Origin of the sequence: Flavobacterium sp. xlx-214 (genome assembly GCF_013874595.1) — a bacterium.
Lineage (GTDB): Bacteria > Bacteroidota > Bacteroidia > Flavobacteriales > Flavobacteriaceae > Flavobacterium.
On the sequence record NZ_CP059431.1, the window covers coordinates 2,676,514 to 2,700,539 of the forward strand.

The following is a 24,026-nucleotide window of genomic DNA, read 5'->3' on the forward strand; positions in this document are numbered from 1 at the left end:
TTTTTTAAAGAATAAGTAAGTATAATGTAGCTAAATAGGCTAACAAACAAAATATTGAATATCCTTTAGCAAAAATAATTTCTTTAGGTGCTCTTAGGTTTGATATTGTATACACTTGTCCTAAGAAAAACAAACTTAGTATAATAATTGCGGGGTTTGCATTATTAGAAAGTCCTGAATTTATTCTTTTTTCTGTTTTATTTTCAGTGTTTATTCCTTTTACATATTGCACTTCGTTTTCTTTGTTAATACCCATTACAAAATCATTAAACTTTCTTTTATAAATAATATCATCAAACTCGTACTCTGTTACTTCAATCCAAAAAGCATTATTAAACTCTAAAAAATACTCTTTCTGTGCACTACTATTAGTTGTAGCTCTATGACTTTCAATATGATTATTAGTTAAAGTTACATTGTACTCAGGAAAATTCTTAAACATTTTATAGCCGTTTACCAACAAAATTAATATGTATAGACCTATTGACATCTTTTCGAAAATGCTCAATTTTTCAATTATTTTTTTAACATGATCTATCAACCAATTGAAAAATCTCTTCTTTTCCTGTCTTGGATAAACTCCATATTCATTTACCGTGTTCTCACTCTCAATTCTAAATAACTTAATCACAACATATATATTGTAAAAAGGTATTAAAAGTGCCCAAAATTTATTTCTAAATCTTTCAACATCATGTAAACGTTTAATTATTTGCACCCAAATAGTTAATAATAAAGAACATATGATAATAAATAACAAGTGTGGGTATGTAGCTTTTGTAAACAAAAAAACACTTAAAGCTAGTATTAAAGTTAACAATACAAACCTATTTATAAAAGTCAACCTACTAATACGAGAATGACTATGAAAGAACTTTTCTTTTTTGAAATGGATTTCTTTTGTTGAAGGATTCTTTAAAAGCATTTTATGAAATTCCTTTTTTGCAGGATTTTCATTGTAATATTTTAAAACAATTTCACTAGTATAAATCTGATCATCAACTCCTATTATTGTTAATACAATTTTTAATTCTTCCAAAAAAGAATTAATTTTATAATATTGATAGCCTTGATTTACTACATCTCCTAAAATATTTATACTTACATGCTTACAATTACTAACATGCCATGTTAAACAAATAGTATCATTTAATGTAAAACTATTTCTATCGCAATAAAAAGCATGGATATTAGGAGCAACACTAGACTGTGTATTTCTAGCTTGATTAGTGTCAACTTTTTGTGCGTCTTCAATACTTTTTAAAAACTGATTAAGCAATAAACGTTTGTTAGCGTTCATTAAAAAATCATAGGCTTCATTAATTTTTAAGAAGTAATCATGCGCAAAAGGATCCTTGTTAACATCAGGATGGTATTTTTTAGATAATAATCTATATGCCGTTTTTATAATAGCTTCATCAGAAAAATTGGCAATTTCTAAAACAACATAGTAATTAATCATAAAAGTGTTTTTCTCAAATATAAAAAAAACACGCTTCAGAACGAAACGTGTTTAAAAATCTTCTATAAAAATACAACAACTACAACCACGTAATTGGCTTTCCTTTTTTACTAAACAACCAAGCCATAAAAACGGTTTCTTTTCCATCAATCTTAAAAACTTTGAACTGCGGCGCCAAAACAACTGCTAGCAAACCACTAACTATAGGAATCCATAAACCTGATAATAAGTTAAAATGAACAATTAAAAAGCGAGCTGCTAAGAAAATACTAGCAAAAAATGCAAATTGTACAATTAGTATTTTTGTTGCTTTATTCATGATCTAATTTATTTTGAAATTTTGTTCTTTTACTACCTTCATACATTTGATATTTTACCAAACGCGACTCTAATTTACCATTGAATAATTTAATTTTTCGCGATGGTTTTAAACCAACAAACTTTAAAGCTTCAAGGTTTCCTGTTATAAACCAAGCATTAGTACCTGGATAATTCTGTTTTAAAGTATCACCTATTTCACGATAAAAACGCTCTAACTGAATATCCAATCGTTCTCCGTATGGTGGATTAAAAACCATATGTAATGGTCCTTCTGTTTCTTTTTCAGTTTCAAAGAAATTACGTAAATCAATTTTTACATATTCTTCTAAATTGGCATTACGCACATTATCTTTTGCCTTTGATACTGCCGATGGCGCTTTATCGTATCCAAAAATATCATAATGAAATTCTTTGATTTTTTTAAGAAGTGAATCTTCTACTTTCTCAAATAAATCATTATCCCAATCGCTCCATTTTTCAAAAGCAAATTCTTTTCTGTTGATATTTGGCGGAACATTGCAAGCAATCATGGTAGCTTCAACCAAAAATGTTCCTGATCCGCACATTGGATCTAAAAAATTAGATTGACCTTCCCATCCACTCAAAAGTAAAATTCCTGCGGCTAAAACTTCGTTAATTGGGGCAATGTTGGTTGCGGTTCTGTAACCTCTATGATGAAGTGAAGCGCCTGAAGTATCCAAAGAAACCGTACATAAATCGTTCTGAATATGTATGTTAATTCGTAAATCAGGATGATCTTTATCAATACTTGGTCGATCATTATGTAGTTCCTTAAATTGATCTACAATAGCATCTTTTGATTTTAAAGCAACAAATTGCGAATGATTAAAATGCTCTGAAAAAATGGTAGCATCAATTAAAAAGCTTTGGTGCACGCGTAAATAATTACTCCAATCAATACTTTGCATACCTTTATACAAGCTTATTTCATTGTGAACTTTAAACTGTTTTATAGGTTTCAAGATTTTTAAAGCCGTACGCAATGCCAAATTAGCTTTGTACATAAAACCTTTATCGCCATAAAAACTAACCATTCTGGTACCTTTTTCAACACGTTGAGCGCCTAATTTTACTAACTCATCTGCTAAAACATCTTCAAAGCCAAAAAAAGTTTTGGCAACCATTTTAAAATTTTCCATATACAATTCCTTTCCCTCAGGAACGATTAAATTCAAATATTTCTACAAAAATAACGTATTTTTGCTTTCACAAATTTTCTAAAATGCAAGAAACTCAAAAAACATGGTTTGCCAACTGGTTTGATACGCCATTTTATCATATTTTATACAAAGATCGCGACTATAATGAGGCGCAACTGTTTATTGATAACATTACTGAATACTTAAATTTACCTGAAAACGCTAAGGTTTTGGATTTGGCTTGCGGACGCGGAAGACATTCTATTTATTTAAACAAATTAGGATATGAAGTAACTGGAGCCGATTTGTCTAAAAACAGCATTGCATTTGCTAAAGAATTTGAGAATGAATCGCTTAAATTTGAAGTAAAAGATATGCGTGAGCCTTTTGAGCAAAAGTTTGATGCTATTTTTAATTTGTTTACCAGTTTTGGCTATTTTCCTAATGATAACGATAATAAAATTGCGTTAAAAGCCATTCATGATAGTTTAAATGAATATGGTTTTGCTGTTTTAGATTTTATGAATGTTCATAAAGTGCTTGCTAATTTAGTGCCCGAAGAAACTAAAGTTGTAGATGGAATTACCTTTGAAATTAAACGTTGGTTTGCTGATAATCATATTTACAAAAATATACAGTTTACACACGAAAATGAATCTTATGATTTCACCGAAAAAGTAAAAGCCTTAACATTAGAAGATTTTGAAGAAATGATGAATGAAGCAGGTATTTATTTATTAGAAACTTTTGGTGATTATAAATTACAAAAATATTATAAACAAGAGTCTGACCGTTTAATCATGATTTTTAAATAAAAATGATAACGTATTTACTTCCCTTCATATCAGTAGTTTTAGGATACTTAGTTGCTGTTTTAGTAAAGCCAAAAAACAAAAAAGTTATTAAATTATTATTAGCTTTTAGTGGTGCTTTTCTATTAACAATGACTGTTTCTCATTTGCTACCAGAAGTTTATGAACATGTTTTATCGGCAAGTATTCATCATGATCATGCGCATGATTCACATGATCATGATCACAGTGCAATGAAAACTATAGGTTTGTTTATCATGTTGGGAATCGTTTTTCAGATTGTATTAGAATACTTTTCTAAAGGTGCAGAACACGGACATGTACATGTTCATGAAAAAATAACATCATTACCTTGGTTATTATTTGGAAGTTTGTGCTTACACGCCTTGTTTGAAGGAATGCCTATTAGCCAGCATGATCATTTGGCATGGGGAATTGCAGTTCATCACTTTCCTATAGCCATCATTTTGACATTATTCTTTTTACAAGCGCAATTAAGTAAAAAAATGATCTTTTTATTTATGATTGTTTTTGCCTTTATGACACCATTAGGAACCTATTTATCAAATTCTTTGCCTTTCTTGGTAGATTATTATGCTCAAATTTCAGCTTTTGTAATAGGTATTTTGTTTCATATTTCATCAACCATTATTTTTGAAAGCAGTGAAGGACATAAATTCAATTCTGCTAAATTATTGGCAATTATTTTAGGAATAGCTTTAGGTTTTTGGGTGTAATACAACTTTTTAAAGAGTGTTAAGGTTTAATTTTACTTAACATTCTTTAAAAAATCCAATACTTTCTCTTCGTTGTAACCTTTTCCTTGTTCCAAGCTTCCACTTTCTTGAATTTTAACCACTTTTCCTGAACTATTTAAAACAATAAAAAAGGGATAGCCTAATTTATCACCATTTGGAGCGTATTTTTTAAAAACTGCTTCATTTTTGTTTTCTTTAGAAAAATTCAAATGATAATAAAGGAAATTTTTATCAAGATTCTTTTTAACATTCGCGTTTGTTTTGATAAAATCATTAAATAACAAACACCAACCACACCAATTACCACCTGCTTGAAGAATGATGTGCTTCTTCTCTTTTTTAGCCTTTTTTATCAATGCATCAATTTTTTGTTGCGCGTTATCACTAGGATTATATGGTTTTTCAAGTGTTTTCTTTTCTGTTGCTACGCTGCTTTGGGCATTTACGTGTACAGATGTAAATGCACTTCCCGCTATTAAAAGGGCTAATAAGTATTTTTTCATTTTAAATTATTTATTGATAAAATTACTTATTTTTTATCAAAAACTGTGCTACTCATTAATCCATTGTTTAAAAGACTGTACTCTTTCTCTACTAACAATAATTTCTTCTTCTTTATAATTATTCAACGATATTTTGAGTCGTGAATTACTGTAAATACTGATTTCTTTTATAGCTTGCATTGCAATGATAAACTGACGGTTAGTTCTAAAAAAAACAGATGTATCTAATTCGTTTTCAATAGTTTCCAAACTCTCATCTAAAGGATATGATTTACCTTCGTTTGTAATTAAATAACTACTTTTAAACGAACTTAAAAAACATTCTACATCATTAATATCAACAATTTTAATAATGTTACCTACTTTAACAACAAATCGTTTTTTGAATTCTTTTTCATAAATAGTGTTTAAAATTTGATGATTAAGAACCACTTTGTTATGTATGGATCTAAATTTATCCAAAGCAGCTTTTAATTCGTTCTCATCAATAGGTTTTAATAAATAATCAATACTATTTAATTTAAAAGCTTTTAGCGCATATTCATCATACGCTGTAGTAAAAATGATAGAACTATTAATGGTAACTTGCTCAAAAATCTCAAACGATAACCCATCAGATAACTGAATATCAACAAAAAGTAAATCGGGATGTGGGTTGGATAAAAACCATTCAATACTTTCGGTAACCGATGTTAAAACTGCAACAACATCGCATTGATACAACTCTAACTTTCGTTTTAACAATCGTGCTGCTGGTTTTTCATCTTCAATAATTACAACTTTCATCTACTTTAATTTTAAAGCTTTGCGTTCTTCATCCATAAATTGTTTAATTTTTCTATTTTCCCAATCTCTGTTCAAAAAAGGAATAAAACTAAAAGTTCCTGCAGCATCAGCAAACAAACCTATCCCCCAACCCAAAAGTGGAAAAATAAACCAATAACCATCATTTGGTTTTAATAAATTTATAATGATGAAGAACGAATTTACACAAATGTAAGTGATTAAATGAATGTAAAATCCTTTTACTTTTTTGACTCTTTTCTTTGCTTTTAAAATTTCGATTTGACTATAATTTTCCATAATTATTTTTTATTAATTTGTTTTTTAATCATTTTTTGTTCCCATTTTTGTAAGAAACTAAACGTCTTTAAACTGTTTATTACCAATGCAAAAACCATAAAGAAACTTAATGCTAATGACCATTTGTATTGAGGAAAAAACCAAATATTTACAATTACAAATAACGGAATACCTGTGATGGTTGACCAAAGTGTAATGTAAAACTCTTTTAACTGATGCATTTTAGCATAAGCATTGTTAAAAAGTTCTTCGGTAATTAAATCCTCTTGATGTTCAAAAATTACTTCGCTTAAAAGCAACGGAAGTCTCACTTTGTAGAATTCATTGGTTTGTAAAATTTCTATTTCTTCATTAGAAACCAATTGATATCGATTGATAATATTTTGCAAACCAATGCCACTTGTTTTTTCAAAAGTTTGCTTTTTTTGGAAAGAATTCTGTACCACAATAAACTCTCCTTCTTTAAAAATTTCAATTTTAAGAGGTTTTTGATCTGATATAATGTTGTGTTTTACAGCATTTTCTAACAACAATTGCAAACTAAGTGGTACAATTTTATAATTTGTAAAAATGGAAACGTCAGAAAAGTGAACCAATATTGCATCTTCAAAACGAACTTTTAGAAGAGAAACATATAATTTCGCAAAATTAAGTTCTTCTTCAACTGTTATTAAGTTTTTATCTTTTTGATCTAAAACGTATCGATAAACTTTTGATAATGAAACAGTAAACTCTTGCGCCTTTGCAGGATTTTCTTCAATTAAAGCGCTTAAAACATTTAAAGAATTAAACAAAAAATGAGGATCGAGTTGATTTTTTAACGATTCAAATGAAGTAGTTGCTTTAACTGCAATTGTTTTTTGTTGATTAACTTCAATTTTATCTTTTCTACGAATTAATAAAACAATGTAAACTATGGTAGTAATGGTCATTGAAAACCAACCAGAAAAAACAGCAGTTCTAAGCGATGATTTAAAAGATGTTATTATTTCGGAATCACTATAAATTAAATTGCCTATAATATTTATAACAAAAACAACAAATAGTGTAAGGATATTAACTAGAAACCCTCCCATTAAGATGTTTCTCTTGTTTTTTTCTCTTTTTAAATAATAATCAGATAGAATAAAAGTGTTAGCAACATAAATACTTAATGTATAAGTAAAAACAATTATAAATGCAGATAAAAAATCAAACCCTTCAAAATGTTTACTGAATGTGTAATTCAGACCAATCATTAAAATATAACAGATTATTAAAATAATACTGAATTGCTTTAAATGTCTTAAAAATTCTTTCATAACTTATAATTTAAGATTTCATTTTACGTGTCCAATAAATAATATAAGGTATTCCTAATAAGGTTGGCGCCAACCAAACTATTAAATTGCTAATGCTTAAGCCCGCCACTAAAAAAGCGGTAATTGATGTAATAAATGCACCAACCATTCTACCAATATGGCTTACTATGGCAATTTTGTTATTGGTTGTAAAAGTTTTAAAAGTTTTAAAAGTTTTAAAATCTCGGTACGTCATATACAATGCAATACCACCAAAAAACCAATACAGTGTCCATAAATTGTTGTCATTTATTAAACAATAAACACCAAAGCCAATCATTAAAAGAGCTATAAAACTCATCGTGTAAGAAATGCTTTTATCAATTGCATCGGCCGATTTTTTAATAGATGCTTTTAATGTTAATGCTCTGTTTCCTGCCAAAACCATATAAATAGTGAAAATACCAATTAAAAAAAGAAATGAATTTTCGTGATGAGGCATACAAGCAACAATTAACGATAGTAAACTACTAATAATCATTCCATAAGAAAATATCTTTCCCCATAATTTATGCACCTTTCCTCCTTTGCGTACTACAATACTAACAATACCTGCGGTTAAACCTAAACCGCCAAAAAAGGCGTGTATATAAATAAGTGTTTTTATAAAAGTTTCCATTTCTATTATTTTTATAGGTCAAAAATAGAACAAGAAAAAACACAAAAAAATTTAAATCTGCCGAGTTGTAGATTTTTACCGATGAACTGTAAATTGAAATGCTATAATCAAAAAAAAGCAATTTTAAAATCAAAATAAAATCATTTTTAAATGGTACATTTGTATCAAAACAAACAAATCATGGTTTATAAATTTCGCGTTATTTTAGATGCTGAAGATGATGTTTTACGTGACATCGCCATTTTAGATACAGATACGTTAGAAGATTTACACAATGTAATTATCAACTCTTTTGGTTTTGATGGAACTGAAGGCGGTTCTTTCTTTTTATGTGATGATAACTGGAATCAAGAAGATGAAATTCCGTTATTTGATATGGGTGATGTACCAGGTGAGGATAAAATTATGGCCGATTTTAAATTGAGCGATCTTTTATATGAAGACCAAACTAAGATTTTATACATCTACGATCCGTTTGTAAACTGGACGTTTTTTGTTGAATTAGCAGCCATTGAAAAAGAAGAAGATTCTGACGAAAAAGAATTACCAACTTTGCTTTTTGCACATGGCGTTTTGCCTGCTGAGGCTCCTGCAAAAAATTACGACGATCCTATTTCTAAAGACGATATCTACGGTGATTTTGATGATGATTATGATGAGGAAGACTTTGATATGTTTGAAGGAGACGAAGGATTTAACGATTTTGATTACGACGATCGTTACTAAATAAAAACAAGAAACATTATAAAAGAAAGCTGAAAGGTTTTCTTTTTTTTACCTAATAAAATTTGAAAAAGCGATTATGATTAATCTATTTAATACGCACATTGAGTCGTTATCTATTCACAGAGTTGGAAATAAAAGTCGTGCCGAAGCTATTTTTTTATCGGAAAACACCTTTAACATCAACGATGAAATCACGCCTTTATTAAAAGAGTATTTCTTTAAACCTTTTCGTGAAAAAGAAGAAAATTACTATCAATTTGCGCACGATGTTGATTTAGATTACAATGAAATGTACAACTTTGCAAGCGAAATTTTTGCAAACCCAAGTGCTATTCACGAAGTTTCTAAAAAAATTACCAAACATTTATACGAGCAGTCTAATCATCCGCACATTAAAAACGGAGAGGTATATGTAACGCATCTTACCCATTTAACCATTGATAACAATCCGGTTGATGCTATTGGTATTTTTAAAAGTGAGTTAAAAGCCGATTTTTTACAGTTTGAAGAAAACAACAGCAATTTAGAAATGGTGCTTCAACAAGGCATCAACTTAAATAAGTTAGATAAAGGTTGTATTATTTTTAATTATAAAAAAGAAGAAGGATACAAAATTTTAACGGTAGATAGCAACCGTTACGATGCGCGTTATTGGTTAGAGCATTTTTTAAATGTAGATGCTTTTCAAGACGAAAATTACATGACCAAAAAATACTTGAAATTTGTTCAGGATTTTGCTAAAGATGTTGTTTTACCTGCCGAAGATAAAAAAGAAGAGGTTATGTTTATGAACCGCTCTGTAAACTATTTTGCTAAAAATGATGAGTTTGAAGAGCAAGGTTTTATAAACGAAGTAATTGATAACCCAGATTTACAATCGGAATTTAAAAGTTATAAAACCGATAGAGGCGAAAAATACAGTATTGAAGATGTTTCTAACTTCCCTATTGCTAACAATGCCGTGAGCGATGCGCGTAAAAAAATTAAAAACGTAATTAATTTAGATACCAACGTACAAATTAAGTTAGATTTTATTAACCCAGAATCTGCTGAAAAATTCATTGAAAAAGGTTGGGACGAAGAAAAACAAATGTACTATTACTTAGTATATTTTAATAAAGAACAGAAATCGTAATATTATAAAAGCTTCCTATTTTGGAAGCTTTTTGTTTTTTAAAATTATTGATACAATAGTTAAAAGAAATAAAAAGATATAAGCACTATATATAATTTTGTTTTGATTGAATTGCTGTTTAAAGTTTTTAATAAAAGTTTCAAAATTAGATACCTCTTCATGATCATAGCCACTTGTGCAAATCAAAAAGGGAAGACTATCAATCTCCGACTCTTCAGATTTTGGTTCCCAATCTCTCCCAACAAAATACATAGTATTATTATCTAAAATATATAGCTCAGCTTCGCGCTCATTAAATATATTCAACACTTCAATAAATTCATTATAAATTGCCTTTTCTTCAAAATGAATTTTCAATCCGTTAATGGTGTCTTTTGATTGAATAACGTAATGTACAAATTGATTAATATATTTAAATGTATTTTTTGCATTTATATCATTATTCAAATAAACATCTTTATAAGTACGTTTTTCAAATTCATTTATCTTTCCAGAATTTTCAAAATATTTTTTATTTATCCTTTTCATTTCTGCAAAATCCATGTTATAAAATTGGTGCGCAGATAGTTTTGCAAAATAATCATACTTGTTCATGTACCAAATACCTAAAAATGGTAAAAGTATAATTGAGAATATTCCTGGTATATAGTACATTTTTTTCACAAATGGAAAATACAAAAAAATCCTCCAAATTTGGAGGATTTTTATTTTTAGGCTTTACAACAGCCGTCTAATTTTTCATAAGCAGCAGGATCAGCTTTTACATCATCGGCATCAAAACCTAATTTAGAAATAGCTGTTCTAATAGTTGCTACATTTGTTTTTTTAGGATTGTAATATACCGTAAGCGTCTTTTTTTCTTCGTTTAACTCGTACATTTTCACTCCTTTTACTTTAAGCATGTTTTCTTTAAAATTCAACCCGCACGTTTCACAAACTTTACAATGGTCGCATTCTATTGATACTTTTATTTCAGCTTTTCCAGATTCTTTGGTTTGTGCTGATGCAATTGTTGTAAAAACAATAAATAATAAAGCAATTAAATTTTTCATTTTTCTATGATTGTTAAATTCTTATTCGAATACTAAAATAGTTTCTGTTCTTCTTGTATAAATCTCTTCAAAAATATAAACTATTCTATAAAAGTAATCATATCTTCAGAAGTTTTACGAACTTTTTTTTGTTCGGCTTGCCAATCATTTTCGGCATCGCGGTAACCAACAGGCATAATTACAACACTTTTTAATCCTTTTGCTTCCAAATCTAAAAGTAAATCTAATTCGTGGTTTACAAAACCTTCCATAGGAATTGAATCTACTTCTAAAGCGCCCGCTTCGGTTAAAGCCATACCTAAAGCAATATAAACTTGTCTTGCAGCATGCTCAAATTGGCGTTCTAAAGTCATTGCAGTTAATTGCTTTGTAACTCCATTTTTATATCCTTCAGAAAAACCTTTAGGTAAATCGCGCTCTTTTTCGTAATGATCGAAATAATGATTGATGCGATCAATAGAATAATGATTCCAAGCAGCAAATACAATTAAATGAGAGCAATCGGTAATTTGCGATTGATTATATGCTAATGGTTTTATTTTTTCTTTTAACGCCTGATTTGAAATGACAATCATTTCAAAAGGTTGTAAACCAGAAGAAGTCGGCGCTAAACGTGCCGACTCCAAAATACTGTTTATATTTTGTTGAGAAACCTTTTCGCCGTTCATTTTTTTAGTAGCGTAACGCCACTGCAATGCGGGAATAATGCTCATAATTTTATTTTTTATAAGATGCTAAAAAAGCATTTACATTTTTTTCAATACGCTCTTGAATATTGGTTACATCTCCTTTTTCAAACTTTTCGCCAATGATGTTTTCGTATAATTCAATATATCTGTCTGAAACAGTATCAATGTATTCATCTGTCATTTCAGGAATTTGTTGCCCTTCTTGTCCTTGAAAACCATTTGCAATTAACCACTGACGTACAAACTCTTTTGATAATTGTTTCTGCGCTTCATTCTTATCTTGACGCTCTTGATATCCTTCTGCATAAAAATAACGAGAAGAATCAGGCGTATGAATTTCATCAATTAATACAATTTTACCGTCTTTGGTTTTACCAAATTCATATTTAGTATCAACTAAAATTAAGCCACGAGAAGCCGCAATCTCAGAACCTTTTGCATATAAAGCACGCGTGTATTTTTCTAAAACTTCGTAATCTTCCTTAGAAACAATTCCTTGCTCTAAAATAGCTTCACGCGAAATATCTTCATCGTGTGTACCAACAGCAGCTTTAGTAGTTGGTGTAATGATTGGTTCAGGAAATTGATCGTTTTCTTTTAAACCATCGGGCATTGCAACACCACAAATTGTACGCTTACCTAAAGCATATTCACGCGCTGCGTGTCCTGATAAATACCCACGAATAACCATTTCTACTTTAAAAGGATCACACAAGTAACCTACTGCAACGTTAGGGTCTGGATTGGCAACCAACCAGTTTGGAACAACATCTTCTGTTAATTGCATAAATTTAGATGCAATTTGATTTAAAATTTGTCCTTTGTAAGGAATTCCTTTTGGCATAATTACATCAAAAGCAGATAAGCGGTCTGTTGCAATCATTACCAATAAATTATCATTAATATTATAAACTTCGCGTACTTTTCCTTTGTAAACTGATTTTTGACCTGGAAAGTTAAAGTCTGAAGAAGTGATGGTTTTCATTGTTTGTTGTGTGTTTATTTTAAAACTGTAAAAGTACTAATAATTCTTTTTCAAATCGTTCTTTTGGCAAATATTGCGCTTCTAAATTATCCATAAAAGGTATTGGTGTTTCTAAGCTTCCTACACGTTTTACAGGAGCATCTAAATGCGTAAAACAATTTTCCATAATCCAAGCCGATAAATCACTTGCAATACCACCAAACAAAGAATCTTCTTGTAAAATGATTACTTTATTAGTTTTTTCTACCGATTTTTGAATGGTTTCGTAATCTAAAGGTTGTAATGAACGTAAATCAATTAAATCTGCATTGATTTCTGGATGTTTAGCCAAAGTATCTAATGCCCAATGTACACCAGCTCCGTAAGAAATAACGGTTACATCGTTTCCTTCTTTAATTAAGGATGCTTTTCCAAACGGAATGGTATAATAATTTGTTGGAACTTCTTGTGTTTTGCTTCTGTATAAATTTTTATGTTCAAAGAAAATCACAGGATTTGGATCGTTAATTGCGGTATTTAATAAGCCTTTAGCATCGGCAGGAAATGCAGGATAAACCACTTTTAAACCAGGTGTTTTGGTAAACCAAGCTTCATTTGTTTGTGAGTGAAACGGACCTGCACCAGAACCTGCGCCACAAGGCATACGCACTACCACATCGGCATGTTCACCCCAACGGTAATGCTGCTTTGCTAATAAATTTACGATAGGATTAAAACCTGTTGAAACAAAATCGGCAAATTGCATTTCAACAATTGCTTTGTGTTTATTAATAGATAAACCTGCGGCTGCTGAAACAATAATACTTTCGCAAATAGGTGTATTACGTACACGCTCTTTGCCAAAAGCATCCACAAAACCTTCGGTTACTTTAAAGGCACCACCATATTCGGCAATATCTTGCCCCATAATTACTAAGTTTTGATGACGCTCAAAAGATTGTTTTAAACCTTCGGAAATGGCATCAATAAAACGAATATTTTTTGTTTCGGCACTTGGTTCAAATGTTTGATGTTCATAAGGTTTATAAACATCATTTAACTCCGTTTCTAAAACTGCTTCTAAACCAGCTTCATCTTGAGTAATTTTCCAGTGTGTATCAATTTCTTCCTTCAATTCTTTTCTTATCTGCTCATCTAATTCGTCAGATAAAAATCCTTCCTCGGTTAAATAATTTTTGAAACGCGCTATTGGATCTTTAATTTTCCATTCGTCAAAAAGTTCTTGAGGTACATATTTAGTTCCACTCGCCTCTTCGTGACCACGCATACGAAACGTTTTCATTTCAATTAAAACCGGATGCGGATTTGCACGCATTTCCTCTGCTATTTCAGATAATTTTGTATAAACTTCTAAAATATTGTTACCATCTAAAATATAACTTTCAATACCATAACCTACGCCTTTATCAGCCAAATTTTCGCATTTGTATTGTTCACGAGTTGGTGTTGATAACCCGTAACCGTTATTTTCAATAATAAACATTACAGGTAAATCCCAAACAGCAGCTACGTTTAAAGCTTCGTGAAAATCTCCTTCTGAAGTAGCTCCTTCACCCGTAAAAACAGCTGTAATTTTATTTTCTTTACGTAATTTATGCGCTAAAGCAATACCATCAGCAATACCTAATTGCGGACCTAAATGCGAAATCATTCCCACAATATTGAATTCTTGTGTACCAAAGTGAAAAGAACGATCACGACCTTTTGTAAATCCGTTTGGTTTACCTTGCCATTGCGAAAACAACCTACTTAAAGGAATATTACGTGAGGTAAATACACCTAAATTTCTGTGCATAGGCAGAATGTATTCATCGCTATGTAAAATAGATGTTACACCAACAGCAATAGCTTCTTGCCCCATACCTGAAAACCATTTTGACACTTTTCCTTGACGGATAAGAATCAACATTTTTTCTTCAATTAAACGAGGTTTTAAAAGCTTTTTATATAAATCAATTAATAATTCAGAAGTTAAAATTGGGCTTTGAAGGTCCATAAATTTGGTTTTTGTTAAACGGCATCTAAAATACTAAATTTATCTGTTTCACAAATAAGATCTCCTAAATCTTTATCAAATATAATTGCCACTATATTTTTTCTCTTATGCGTGAAATTTATTTGTAAACCTGACTTTTTTTTATACTTTTGCCACATCACTTAATCAAAGAAAAACATTTAAGAATTTAAAAACCACTGTTTGTTTCATAACTAGCAGTGGTTTTGTTAATTATAATTGATTCAAAATCAACGCATGTTTATTGCACCATTAACGTGAATTGTAGTAACTTTACTTTATGAAAGACGATGAAAATAAGAGTCGGAAAAGAACCTCTGGAGTTTTAAAGGATAAAGAAAGAACCAAAGCTAAAATGATTGAAGCTGTAGGGAAAGTACTTCTTAAAAAAGGATACACTGGTTTAAATGCAACGAGTATTAGTAAAGAAGCTGGTGTGGACAAAAGATTGGTTTGGACCTATTTTGGGAGCCTTGATAGTTTAGTTGAAGAATATATAGCACAAAGAGATTTTTGGAAATTTAAAGCAAAAGATTCTATTGAAAGCCTTATAAATGTACCTAAAGAGGTTAGTGAGTTTGAAATGACTGCCTTATTACAGTTTCAGTTTAAAGCACTTTTAGAAGATGAAACACTACAACGTATTATGCTTTGGGGTATTAGCGAAAAAAAAGATTTCTTAAGAAATTTATCTGATGAACGAGAATTAATTGGCGAAGAAATTTTTAAAAATATAGATCCGCAGTTTCTTGAGTCAAGTACAGATATTCGTGCTATTTTGGCTATTCTAGTAGCAGGAATTTATTATTTAGTTCTTCATGGAAAAACAAACGGAAGCTTATTTTGTGGTATTGACCTAAACACAAATGAAGGTCAAAAAAGAATTGAAGAGGCAATTAAATATATAGTAACTACATCTTATTTGAAAAAAATATAATATAAGCCTTCCATTTATCTATATTAGTAGTTTTTAACATTCCTTTCAAGTTAAAATAATTAAATTTGTTTATTAAACTAATGCACAATGCAAAACATACCAAGTGTTGACTTGCGTGATTTCCTATCGGATGATCCGGTACGCAAACAAAAATTTGTAAATGAAATCGGTAAAGCTTATGAAGAAATTGGCTTTGTAGCGCTAAAAGGTCATTTTTTAAGTGATCATTTAGTTGAAAATCTTTATAAACAAGTACGCAATTTTTTTAATTTGCCTCTTGAAGTAAAAGAGAAGTACGAAATTCCTGGAATTGGTGGTCAACGTGGTTATGTATCATTTGGAAAAGAATCTGCTAAAGGAAGAACAACGGGCGATTTAAAGGAATTTTGGCATTTTGGACAATATGTTGATAATAATCCTAAATTAGAAGCAGAATATCCTAAAAATGTAACAGTTGATGAATTACCTGAATTTAACAATACGGGTAAAGAAACCTATAAAATGTTAGAAAAAACGGGAGTTTATGTATTAAGAGCACTTGCTTTATTTTTAGGTTTAAATGAGTTTTACTTTGACAACTATGTAAAAAACGGAAACTCAATTTTACGACCAATACATTATCCGCCTATTACAAATGAGCCTAAAGATGCGGTACGTGCAGCAGCTCATGGTGATATTAATTTGATTACCTTATTAATGGGTGCGCAAGGTAAAGGCTTGCAAGTTCAAAACAATAATGGCGAATGGATTGATGCAATTGCCGCAGATGATGAGTTGGTTATTAATGTAGGCGATATGCTATCTAGACATACAAACAATCGTTTAAAATCTACCATTCATCAGGTTGTAAATCCACCAAGAGAGTTATGGGGAACATCTAGATTTTCTATTCCTTTCTTTATGCATCCTATAAGTGAAATGCCTTTAAATTGTTTAGAAAACTGTATTGATGAAGAACATCCTAAAATGTACGATGATATAACAGCTGGGGAATTTTTAACAGAGCGTTTAATTGAATTAGGTTTAATTAAAAAGTAAAAAATTATTAAATCTATTGTTAGAATAATTCTCAATTAAAATTTAAATGTATAGTAAGATAGATTAGGTAAACCCTTAAAATAAACGTATATTAGCACGTTTAATTTTAGAAACAAAAAAACATAAAATATATGATGTCTGAAGGAGAAAAGTTAATTCCTATTAACATCGAAGACGAAATGAAATCGGCATACATTGATTATTCAATGTCTGTTATTGTTTCCAGAGCATTACCTGATGTTCGCGATGGTTTAAAACCTGTTCACCGCCGTGTACTTTTCGGTATGTATGAATTAGGTGTAACTGCTAGTAAAGCGCATAAGAAATCTGCCAGAATTGTTGGAGAAGTTTTAGGTAAATACCACCCGCACGGAGATTCTTCTGTTTACGATGCTATGGTGCGTATGGCACAAGAGTGGAGTTTACGCTATTTATTGGTTGATGGGCAAGGTAACTTTGGATCTGTTGATGGTGATAGCCCTGCAGCAATGCGTTATACCGAGGCTAGAATGAAAAAAATATCTGAAGAAATTTTAGCAGATATTGACAAAGAAACAGTCGATTTTCAATTAAACTTTGATGATACTTTAGAAGAACCTAAAGTAATGCCAACCAAAATACCAACACTTCTTGTTAACGGAGCTTCTGGTATTGCTGTAGGTATGGCAACTAATATGGCACCACATAACTTAACCGAAGTTGTTGATGGAACTTTAGCCTATATAGACAATAATGATATTGAGATTGATGAGTTAATGCAACACATCAAGGCTCCTGATTTTCCTACTGGAGGAATTATTTACGGTTACGAAGGCGTTAAAGAAGCTTACAAAACAGGGCGTGGACGTGTGGTTATGCGTGCAAAAGCTAATTTTGAAGAAATTGATGGCAAAGAATGCATCATTGTAACTGAAATTCCTTATCAAGTAAACAAAGCCGAAATGATTAAGAAAACGGCTGAGTTGGTTAATGATAAAAAAATTGAAGGAATTTCAACTATCCGTGACGAATCTGATCGTAAAGGAATGCGTATTGTGTATGTTTTAAAACGTGAGGCTGTGCCTAACATCGTTTTAAACATGTTGTACAAATACACGCAATTGCAATCATCTTTCAGTATCAACAATATTGCGTTGGTAAACGGACGTCCGCAAATTTTAAATTTAAAAGATTTAATTCATTACTTTGTAGAGCACCGTCATGAAGTAGTTACGCGTCGTGCAGAGTATGAATTACGTAAAGCACAAGAACGTGCGCATATTTTAGAAGGATTAATCATTGCTTCTGATAATATTGATGAAGTTATTGCCATTATTCGTAGCTCTAAAAATGCTGATGAAGCGCGTGAACGCTTAATTGAACGTTTTTCTTTATCAGAAATTCAAGCGCGTGCTATTGTTGAGATGCGTTTACGTCAGTTAACAGGTCTTGAACAAGAAAAATTACGTGCAGAGTTTGATGAAATCATGAAATTAATTGCTCATTTACAAGAATTATTGGCTAGCAAAGAAATGCGAATGAACTTGATTAAAGAGGAATTAAACGAAATTCGTGATAAGTACGGAGATGCACGTCGTTCTCATATCGAGTATGCTGGTGGTGAAATGAATATTGAAGATTTAATTGCTGATGATCAAGTAGTTATTACAATTTCTCATGCTGGTTATATCAAACGTACACCTTTAAGCGAGTACAAAACACAAAACCGTGGTGGTGTTGGTCAAAAATCGGCAGGTACACGTGATCAAGATTTCCTTGAGCATATGTATGTGGCAACCAACCATCAATACATGTTATTCTTTACACAAAAAGGAAAATGTTTCTGGTTGCGTGTTTATGAAATTCCTGAAGGAAGCAAGCAAGCAAAAGGTCGCGCTATTCAAAACTTAATCAACATTGAAAACGATGATAAAGTAAAAGCATTTATTTGTACGCAAGATTTACGCGATGAAGAGTACATCAAAAACCACTTCATTGTTATGTGTACAAAACAAGGTCAGGTTAAGAAAACAGGTTTAGACCAATATTCTCGTCCACGCCAAAATGGTATCAACGCTATTACTATTAAAGAAGGCGATGAGTTGTTAGAAGCTAAATTAACCGATGGTAATTCTAAAGTTTTAATTGCTGCGCGTAATGGTAAAATGGTTCGTTTTGATGAGTCTAAAACCCGCCCAATGGGTAGAACAGCATCTGGAGTTCGTGGTATTAAATTAGCCGATGAAAAAGATGAAGTTATTGGTTTAGTAACCGTGTCTGATTTAAACTCTGAAATTTTAGTTGTTTCAGAAAACGGTTACGGAAAACGCTCTGCTTTAGACGCTTACCGTGAAACAAATCGTGGTGGTAAAGGTGTTAAAGCAATGAATATTACTGATAAAACAGGAGCTTTAATTTCAATTAATTCTGTTACCGATACCGATGATTTAATGATTATCAACAAATCAGGTTTAACCATTCGTTTACGAGTATCTGATTTACGTGTAATGGGTCGTAATACGCAAGGTGTTCGTTTAATCAACATAAAAGGAACCGATTCTATTGCTGCAGTTGCTAAAGTAATGCGCGATGAAGATGAGGAAGAAATGGATGATGAATTGAAAAAAGATTTATTAGCTGTTGATGAAAACGACATTTTAGAAGATGTTGTGGATGATGTAGAAGAAGATGACGATGATGATATCGATCAAGAAGAAGATGAAACAAATGAAGAATAAATTAATACTGATAAGCATGTTTTTTTTAACATGCTTTTCTTTTGCTCAAAAAAACGAGTTAAAAGATCTTGAAAAAGCTATAAAAAAGAACAATACGGAAGAAATTACCTCTCTTTTAGTACAATTAGATCCTTTAATGGCTAGCGCAACTGATGATCAAAAAGCTGCTTTTTACTACTTTAAAGCTCAAAACGAGATTACTTTAGCAAACAATGGTACTAATATTTCTGAAAATAGATCAAAGGCTATTGAAACCTTAAAAAAGTTATTTGCCTTAGAAAACGAAACCAAGACCAAAAAGTATACAACAGAAGCTACTACTTTAAAAAACGATTTTTTAGCAATGCTTGTAAACGAAGCTGTTGAAAATAATCAAAAAAAAGAGTTTAATAAATCAAGTCGTTTATTTGAACAAGCTTATCAAATAAGCCCAACCGATACAGTTTATCTTTTTTATGCAGCAAGCGATGCTTCAAACGGAAAAGATTTTGACTATGCCGAGAGTAAATACAAAGAGTTAGCTAAACTAAATTATGATGGAAAATCAGAAACTTATGTCGCTACATCTCAAATAACAGGTAAAGCGCAATCGTTCGGAATTGATAAAAAAGCTAGAGATTTAGCCATTAAAAATGGTACTCATGTAAAACCTGAAACCATTACAACAAAAAGTGTAAAACCTGAAATTTACAACAACATTACATTGATTCTTTTGAATAAAGAAAACTATTCAGAAGCCGAATCTTTTGCTTTAAAAGCTTATAGTTTAGATAAAAACAATATCAACACTTTAATGAATGTGTTGTTGCTGTATTATAAGACGAATCGTATGGATAAATACGAGGAATTTGCAAACAAAGGATTGGAGCAATTTCCTGATAACGAAACTTTATTATACAATTTGGCTGTAATTCATTTTGAAAACAACAAATTAGAACTTGCTAAAAGTTATTTTGAGAAAATTATTAAAAATAACCCAAATCATTTCGAATCGTTAAAAGCTTTAGGTAACATTGAATTACAAAAAGATGCCGATATTACAAATAAAATAAACGCATTGCCAAATACTACTTCTTCAAACAAAAAGCGCAATGACTTAATGGAAAGTAAAAAAACAGTTTACAATAATGCTTTAAACTATTATAAACAAGCTCAAAAAATTAACAATAAAGATATTGGTTTAAAAGAGTTGGTTACTCAAATAGAATTGTTTTTAAAGGATAATTAATACTAACTATATATTTTTTCAAGTTACTGTCTGTTAATTTTATTATAATCAATAAAGTTTTAATTGAGTAAAAAAGTAGTTTAGCTATTAAAAAAGAAAGATGAATAAAAAATATAAAATAGCTGTTATAGGCTTGGGTTATGTAGGGTTACCATTAGCCACATTGTTTGCTTCAAAATATTCGGTTATAGGTTTCGATATTAACCAAAAACGAGTTGAAGAACTTAAGAATGGTAATGACGGAACTTTAGAGGTTAGTACAGAAGAGCTACAAAAAGTACATAAAATCGACAATTTAGATAGTAATGGATTGTTTTTTACATCAGATGCATCAGATTTGCAAACAGCAAATGTTTACATTGTAACGGTACCAACACCTGTAGATAAAAACAACAGTCCCGATTTAACTCCTTTAAAAAAAGCTTCGGAAACCATAGGTAAAGTCTTAAAAAAAGGAGATATAGTTATTTATGAATCTACAGTATATCCGGGTGTTACCGAAGAAGAATGTGCTCCTGTCTTGGAAAACGTTTCAGGTTTGAAATTCAATGTAGATTTTTTTGCTGGATATTCTCCTGAACGAGTTAATCCAGGCGATAAAGAAAAAACAATCGATAAAATTAAAAAAGTAACTTCGGGTTCTACTCCTGAAATCGCTCAAGAAATTGATCAATTATATCAAAACATTATTACAGCTGGTACGCATTTGGCTTCTTCCATTAAAGTTGCTGAGGCTGCTAAAGTAATTGAAAATGCGCAACGAGATATCAACATTGCTTTTGTGAATGAGTTGGCTAAGATTTTTGCTTTAATGAATATTGATACTAAGGAAGTCTTGGCTGCCGCAGGGACAAAATGGAATTTTATGCCTTTTAAGCCAGGTTTAGTAGGTGGACACTGTATTGGTGTAGATCCTTTTTATTTAGCTCAAAAAGCGCAAGAAATTGGTTATTATTCTGAGCTTATTTTATCAGCGCGCCGTTTAAATGATTCTATGGGATCTTTTGTAGCAGCTCAGGTTATAAAACTGATGATACAAAACGATTTAAAAATCAAAGATGCCAAAATTTTGGTTATGGGAGTTACTTTTAAAGAAAATTGCCCTGATATGCGTAATTCTAAGGTTTGGGATGTTGTAAATAGATTAACCGATTATGGCTGTGAGTTAAATGTATACGATCCTTGGGTTGATTGGAATAAAAGAAGAGTTCCAGAGGGAATTCAAGTTGCAACTCATTTAGAATTGAATACGTACGATGCGGTTGTTTTAGCCGTTGCACATGATCAGTTTTTAGATGCATCAATTAGAAGCTTTTTAAAACCTCACGGCGTTATTTATGATGTAAAAGGAGTTTTAAATGAACCTGTTGAAGGTAGTTTGTAATTAGTTTTTATGTATCCGTATCATAATAAAATAAGACAACGAATCAAAAATGGCGAGTTAGTGCGTTATGAGTTTGTTGAAAAGTACAAAAATATCAGTCCTTGTTTGCTTTTGTATTTTGATACAGAACCATTTATAAAACCAATTCGCGAACATCGTTTTGAAGAATACAAAACTCTTTTAAAAATAGTAGATTAAACATTATATAAATTTAAAAGAAGATTCGTCGGAATTAAATAATTATAAATTTTATTCATCTCCGCGAATCTTCGCTATTTAATTAAAACAAACCTTCAGTAGAAAGGTATCTCTCTCCTGTATCATAATTAAACGTAACAACAGTAGCATCTGTAGGAATTTCGTTCATTTTTTTTGCAACGGCAGCTAAAGAAGCTCCTGTAGAAATACCCACCAAAATACCTTCTTTCTTTGCAATGTTTCGGGCAAATTCATAAGCTTCATCTTTATTAATTTGTACTACTTCATCAATTAATTGTTGTTGAAAGATTGATGGTACAAAGCCTGCTCCTATCCCTTGTAATGGGTGCGGACCTGCTTGTCCTCCACTTAAAACAGGTGATAATTCAGGCTCTACCGCAATAATTTTTATATTGGGAAACGTTACTTTTAAAACCTTAGCTACACCGGTTAAATGACCGCCTGTACCTACACCCGAAATTAAATAGTCTATTCCTTCAGGAAAATCGTTAATTAACTCTTGAGCCGTTGTTTTCTCGTGTACAGCTACATTTGCAGGATTGTCAAATTGTTGAGGCGACCATGCATTAGGAATACTTTTTACAAGCTCGTTTGCTTTTTCAATGGCTCCTTTCATTCCTTTTTCACGAGGTGTTAATTCAAAAGTTGCTCCATAAATTTCCATCAACTTTCTACGCTCAATACTCATTGATTCAGGCATTACTAAAATAACTTTGTATCCTTTTACAGCACCAACTAAAGCTAAACCAATACCAGTATTACCCGATGTAGGTTCAATAATTACGCTGTCTGGTTTTAGCAACCCTTTTGCTTCTGCATCTTCAATCATTGCTAAGGCAATTCTATCTTTAATACTACTGCCTGGATTGGTACGCTCTAATTTTATCCATACGTTTTTAACAGTTGGATACAATTTTTTAAGGTTTACAACAGGTGTATTTCCTATTGTTTCTAAAATGTTATTTGCTTTCATTTTTATTTATATTACATAATTAATAGGTTCTGGAAATTTTTGTTTGTGTTTAATAACCACTTCACTTTTATGATATACTAAAGCATGGGCAGCAATAGATGATGTAACCCAAACATTACCACCAATAACCACATGATCTTCAATAATGGTATTACCCCCTAAAATTGTTGCGTTGGCATAAATGGTTACGTTATTTTTTATGGTTGGATGTCTTTTTACTTCGGCTTCCTCTTTACTTACACTTAAAGCACCCAGCGTAACACCTTGATAAATTTTTACATTGTTGCCAATTACAGCAGTTTCTCCTATAACAACACCGGTTCCGTGATCAATAATAAAATGCATACCAATGGTTGCACCTGGATGAATATCTATTCCTGCTTTACTGTGAATATATTCTGATATTAATCTGGGAATTATAGGCACTTCTTCTTTCCAAAGGATATGAGCTATTCTATGAAAAGTAACTGCATAAAACCCCGGATAAGCAACTAAAACTTCATTAATTGATTTTGCAGCAGGATCGTATTGCACAATATATTCGGCATCTTCAATTAAATTTTTATACAAAGCATCCATTTTTGAAAAAAGGCGCGTTACAATTTGTGTTGCTTGCTCTGAATCAATTGTAGTGCTAATAATTTCATTTAAATTTTCTTGTAATACTTTTGCTTTCTCATTAAAACTGGTGAATGTAACTTGACTTTCATTTAAAAAAAGCCATTCAAATAAATCATCAACCCATGAAGCGACCTTTTTCTTATTCGGAATTTTAAATTGTTGCTTTTTATTAAAAATATTTTCTATCATAATGTATTATTTAGACAGTATTTATAACGCTATCTTTTTTTATATTTTAAACATTTTTCTT

Annotated in this window: 25 protein-coding genes; 10 read left to right on the top strand and 15 right to left on the bottom strand. The window is 30.9% G+C overall.

Annotation, left to right across the window (positions count from 1 at the left end; all coding sequences use genetic code 11):
- Window positions 1–4 precede the first annotated feature (4 nt).
- From H1R17_RS12580 to H1R17_RS12590, 3 genes are all read right to left on the bottom strand, one after another.
- Window positions 5–1,462, bottom strand: coding sequence for a DUF805 domain-containing protein (locus H1R17_RS12580; RefSeq protein WP_163432916.1), 1,458 nt, complete (start codon window positions 1,460–1,462; stop codon window positions 5–7).
- Between the two features lie 79 nt (window positions 1,463–1,541).
- Window positions 1,542–1,781 carry a hypothetical protein gene (locus H1R17_RS12585; RefSeq protein WP_163432917.1) on the bottom strand — a complete coding sequence of 80 codons (240 nt, stop codon included), beginning with the start codon at window positions 1,779–1,781 and terminating at the stop codon, window positions 1,542–1,544.
- Window positions 1,774–2,943 carry a class I SAM-dependent RNA methyltransferase gene (locus tag H1R17_RS12590; RefSeq protein WP_163432918.1) on the bottom strand — a complete coding sequence of 390 codons (1,170 nt, stop codon included), beginning with the start codon at window positions 2,941–2,943 and terminating at the stop codon, window positions 1,774–1,776. The genes H1R17_RS12585 and H1R17_RS12590 overlap by 8 nt, the downstream gene beginning before the upstream one ends.
- 83 nt (window positions 2,944–3,026) lie before the next feature.
- Here H1R17_RS12590 and H1R17_RS12595 point away from each other — a divergent pair, with 83 nt between their 5' ends.
- Both H1R17_RS12595 and H1R17_RS12600 read left to right on the top strand, forming a co-directional pair.
- A complete protein-coding gene (locus H1R17_RS12595; RefSeq protein WP_163432919.1) occupies window positions 3,027–3,758 on the top strand; it encodes a cyclopropane-fatty-acyl-phospholipid synthase family protein in 732 nt (243 codons plus the stop codon).
- A 5-nt stretch (window positions 3,759–3,763) separates the two neighbouring features.
- Entirely contained in the window at window positions 3,764–4,492 is a 729-nt protein-coding gene (locus tag H1R17_RS12600) for a ZIP family metal transporter (protein WP_163432941.1), read from the top strand.
- 32 nt (window positions 4,493–4,524) lie between these two features.
- Here H1R17_RS12600 and H1R17_RS12605 read toward each other — a convergent pair whose 3' ends face one another.
- The 5 genes from H1R17_RS12605 to H1R17_RS12625 are packed head-to-tail and all read right to left on the bottom strand — an operon-like array spanning window position 4,525 to window position 8,058.
- A complete protein-coding gene (locus tag H1R17_RS12605; RefSeq protein WP_163432920.1) occupies window positions 4,525–5,016 on the bottom strand; it encodes a thioredoxin family protein in 492 nt (163 codons plus the stop codon).
- A gap of 48 nt (window positions 5,017–5,064) precedes the next feature.
- The gene (locus tag H1R17_RS12610; RefSeq protein ID WP_163432921.1) at window positions 5,065–5,802 is read right to left on the bottom strand and encodes a LytTR family DNA-binding domain-containing protein; all 738 of its coding nucleotides are present in this window, start codon (window positions 5,800–5,802) and stop codon (window positions 5,065–5,067) included.
- Entirely contained in the window at window positions 5,803–6,099 is a 297-nt protein-coding gene (locus tag H1R17_RS12615) for a 2TM domain-containing protein (RefSeq protein WP_163432922.1), read from the bottom strand.
- Between the two features lie 2 nt (window positions 6,100–6,101).
- Window positions 6,102–7,400, bottom strand: coding sequence for a histidine kinase (locus tag H1R17_RS12620; RefSeq protein WP_163432923.1), 1,299 nt, complete (start codon window positions 7,398–7,400; stop codon window positions 6,102–6,104).
- Window positions 7,401–7,410: 10 nt separating this feature from the next.
- A complete protein-coding gene (locus tag H1R17_RS12625) occupies window positions 7,411–8,058 on the bottom strand; it encodes a hypothetical protein (protein ID WP_163432924.1) in 648 nt (215 codons plus the stop codon).
- 180 nt (window positions 8,059–8,238) lie between these two features.
- Here H1R17_RS12625 and H1R17_RS12630 point away from each other — a divergent pair, with 180 nt between their 5' ends.
- A complete protein-coding gene (locus H1R17_RS12630) occupies window positions 8,239–8,784 on the top strand; it encodes a plasmid pRiA4b ORF-3 family protein (protein WP_163432925.1) in 546 nt (181 codons plus the stop codon).
- A gap of 76 nt (window positions 8,785–8,860) precedes the next feature.
- Window positions 8,861–9,919 carry a nucleoid-associated protein gene (locus tag H1R17_RS12635; protein ID WP_163432926.1) on the top strand — a complete coding sequence of 353 codons (1,059 nt, stop codon included), beginning with the start codon at window positions 8,861–8,863 and terminating at the stop codon, window positions 9,917–9,919.
- Window positions 9,920–9,934: 15 nt separating this feature from the next.
- On the opposite strand, the gene H1R17_RS12640 is transcribed toward H1R17_RS12635, so the two are convergent.
- From H1R17_RS12640 to H1R17_RS12660, 5 genes are all read right to left on the bottom strand, one after another.
- Window positions 9,935–10,462 (bottom strand): hypothetical protein, encoded by a 528-nt coding sequence (locus H1R17_RS12640; RefSeq protein WP_163432927.1) that lies wholly within the window; start codon window positions 10,460–10,462, stop codon window positions 9,935–9,937.
- Between the two features lie 167 nt (window positions 10,463–10,629).
- Entirely contained in the window at window positions 10,630–10,971 is a 342-nt protein-coding gene (locus H1R17_RS12645) for a cation transporter (RefSeq protein WP_163432928.1), read from the bottom strand.
- A gap of 80 nt (window positions 10,972–11,051) precedes the next feature.
- The gene (locus H1R17_RS12650; RefSeq protein WP_163432929.1) at window positions 11,052–11,684 is read right to left on the bottom strand and encodes an NAD(P)H-dependent oxidoreductase; all 633 of its coding nucleotides are present in this window, start codon (window positions 11,682–11,684) and stop codon (window positions 11,052–11,054) included.
- Window positions 11,685–11,688: 4 nt separating this feature from the next.
- Window positions 11,689–12,645 (bottom strand): phosphoribosylaminoimidazolesuccinocarboxamide synthase, encoded by a 957-nt coding sequence (locus tag H1R17_RS12655; protein WP_163432930.1) that lies wholly within the window; start codon window positions 12,643–12,645, stop codon window positions 11,689–11,691.
- Window positions 12,646–12,664: 19 nt separating this feature from the next.
- The gene (locus H1R17_RS12660; RefSeq protein WP_163432931.1) at window positions 12,665–14,641 is read right to left on the bottom strand and encodes a thiamine pyrophosphate-dependent enzyme; all 1,977 of its coding nucleotides are present in this window, start codon (window positions 14,639–14,641) and stop codon (window positions 12,665–12,667) included.
- 298 nt (window positions 14,642–14,939) lie between these two features.
- Between H1R17_RS12660 and H1R17_RS12665 the strand changes: the two genes are divergently transcribed.
- The 6 genes from H1R17_RS12665 to H1R17_RS12690 all read left to right on the top strand — a co-directional run bounded on the left by H1R17_RS12665 (window position 14,940) and on the right by H1R17_RS12690 (window position 22,161).
- On the top strand, window positions 14,940–15,596 hold the full coding sequence (locus tag H1R17_RS12665) for a TetR/AcrR family transcriptional regulator (protein ID WP_163432932.1): 657 nt from the start codon (window positions 14,940–14,942) through the stop codon (window positions 15,594–15,596).
- An 87-nt stretch (window positions 15,597–15,683) separates the two neighbouring features.
- Entirely contained in the window at window positions 15,684–16,634 is a 951-nt protein-coding gene (locus tag H1R17_RS12670; protein WP_163432933.1) for an isopenicillin N synthase family oxygenase, read from the top strand.
- Between the two features lie 134 nt (window positions 16,635–16,768).
- Window positions 16,769–19,351, top strand: a complete 2,583-nt coding sequence (gyrA, locus tag H1R17_RS12675) for a DNA gyrase subunit A (protein ID WP_163432942.1) — start codon at window positions 16,769–16,771, stop codon at window positions 19,349–19,351.
- A complete protein-coding gene (locus H1R17_RS12680) occupies window positions 19,341–20,579 on the top strand; it encodes a tetratricopeptide repeat protein (protein WP_163432934.1) in 1,239 nt (412 codons plus the stop codon). The genes gyrA and H1R17_RS12680 overlap by 11 nt, the downstream gene beginning before the upstream one ends.
- 100 nt (window positions 20,580–20,679) lie before the next feature.
- Window positions 20,680–21,963: a nucleotide sugar dehydrogenase gene (locus H1R17_RS12685; protein ID WP_163432935.1), complete on the top strand. Its 1,284-nt coding sequence runs from the start codon at window positions 20,680–20,682 to the stop codon at window positions 21,961–21,963.
- A gap of 9 nt (window positions 21,964–21,972) precedes the next feature.
- Complete coding sequence (locus H1R17_RS12690) at window positions 21,973–22,161, top strand: hypothetical protein (protein ID WP_163432936.1); 189 nt, start codon at window positions 21,973–21,975, stop codon at window positions 22,159–22,161.
- A gap of 82 nt (window positions 22,162–22,243) precedes the next feature.
- Here the strand turns inward: H1R17_RS12690 and cysK are convergent, their stop codons facing one another.
- Window positions 22,244–23,155: a cysteine synthase A gene (gene cysK / locus H1R17_RS12695; RefSeq protein ID WP_163432937.1), complete on the bottom strand. Its 912-nt coding sequence runs from the start codon at window positions 23,153–23,155 to the stop codon at window positions 22,244–22,246.
- Window positions 23,156–23,161: 6 nt separating this feature from the next.
- Complete coding sequence (locus tag H1R17_RS12700; RefSeq protein ID WP_163432938.1) at window positions 23,162–23,965, bottom strand: serine O-acetyltransferase; 804 nt, start codon at window positions 23,963–23,965, stop codon at window positions 23,162–23,164.
- Window positions 23,966–24,026: the final 61 nt, after the last annotated feature.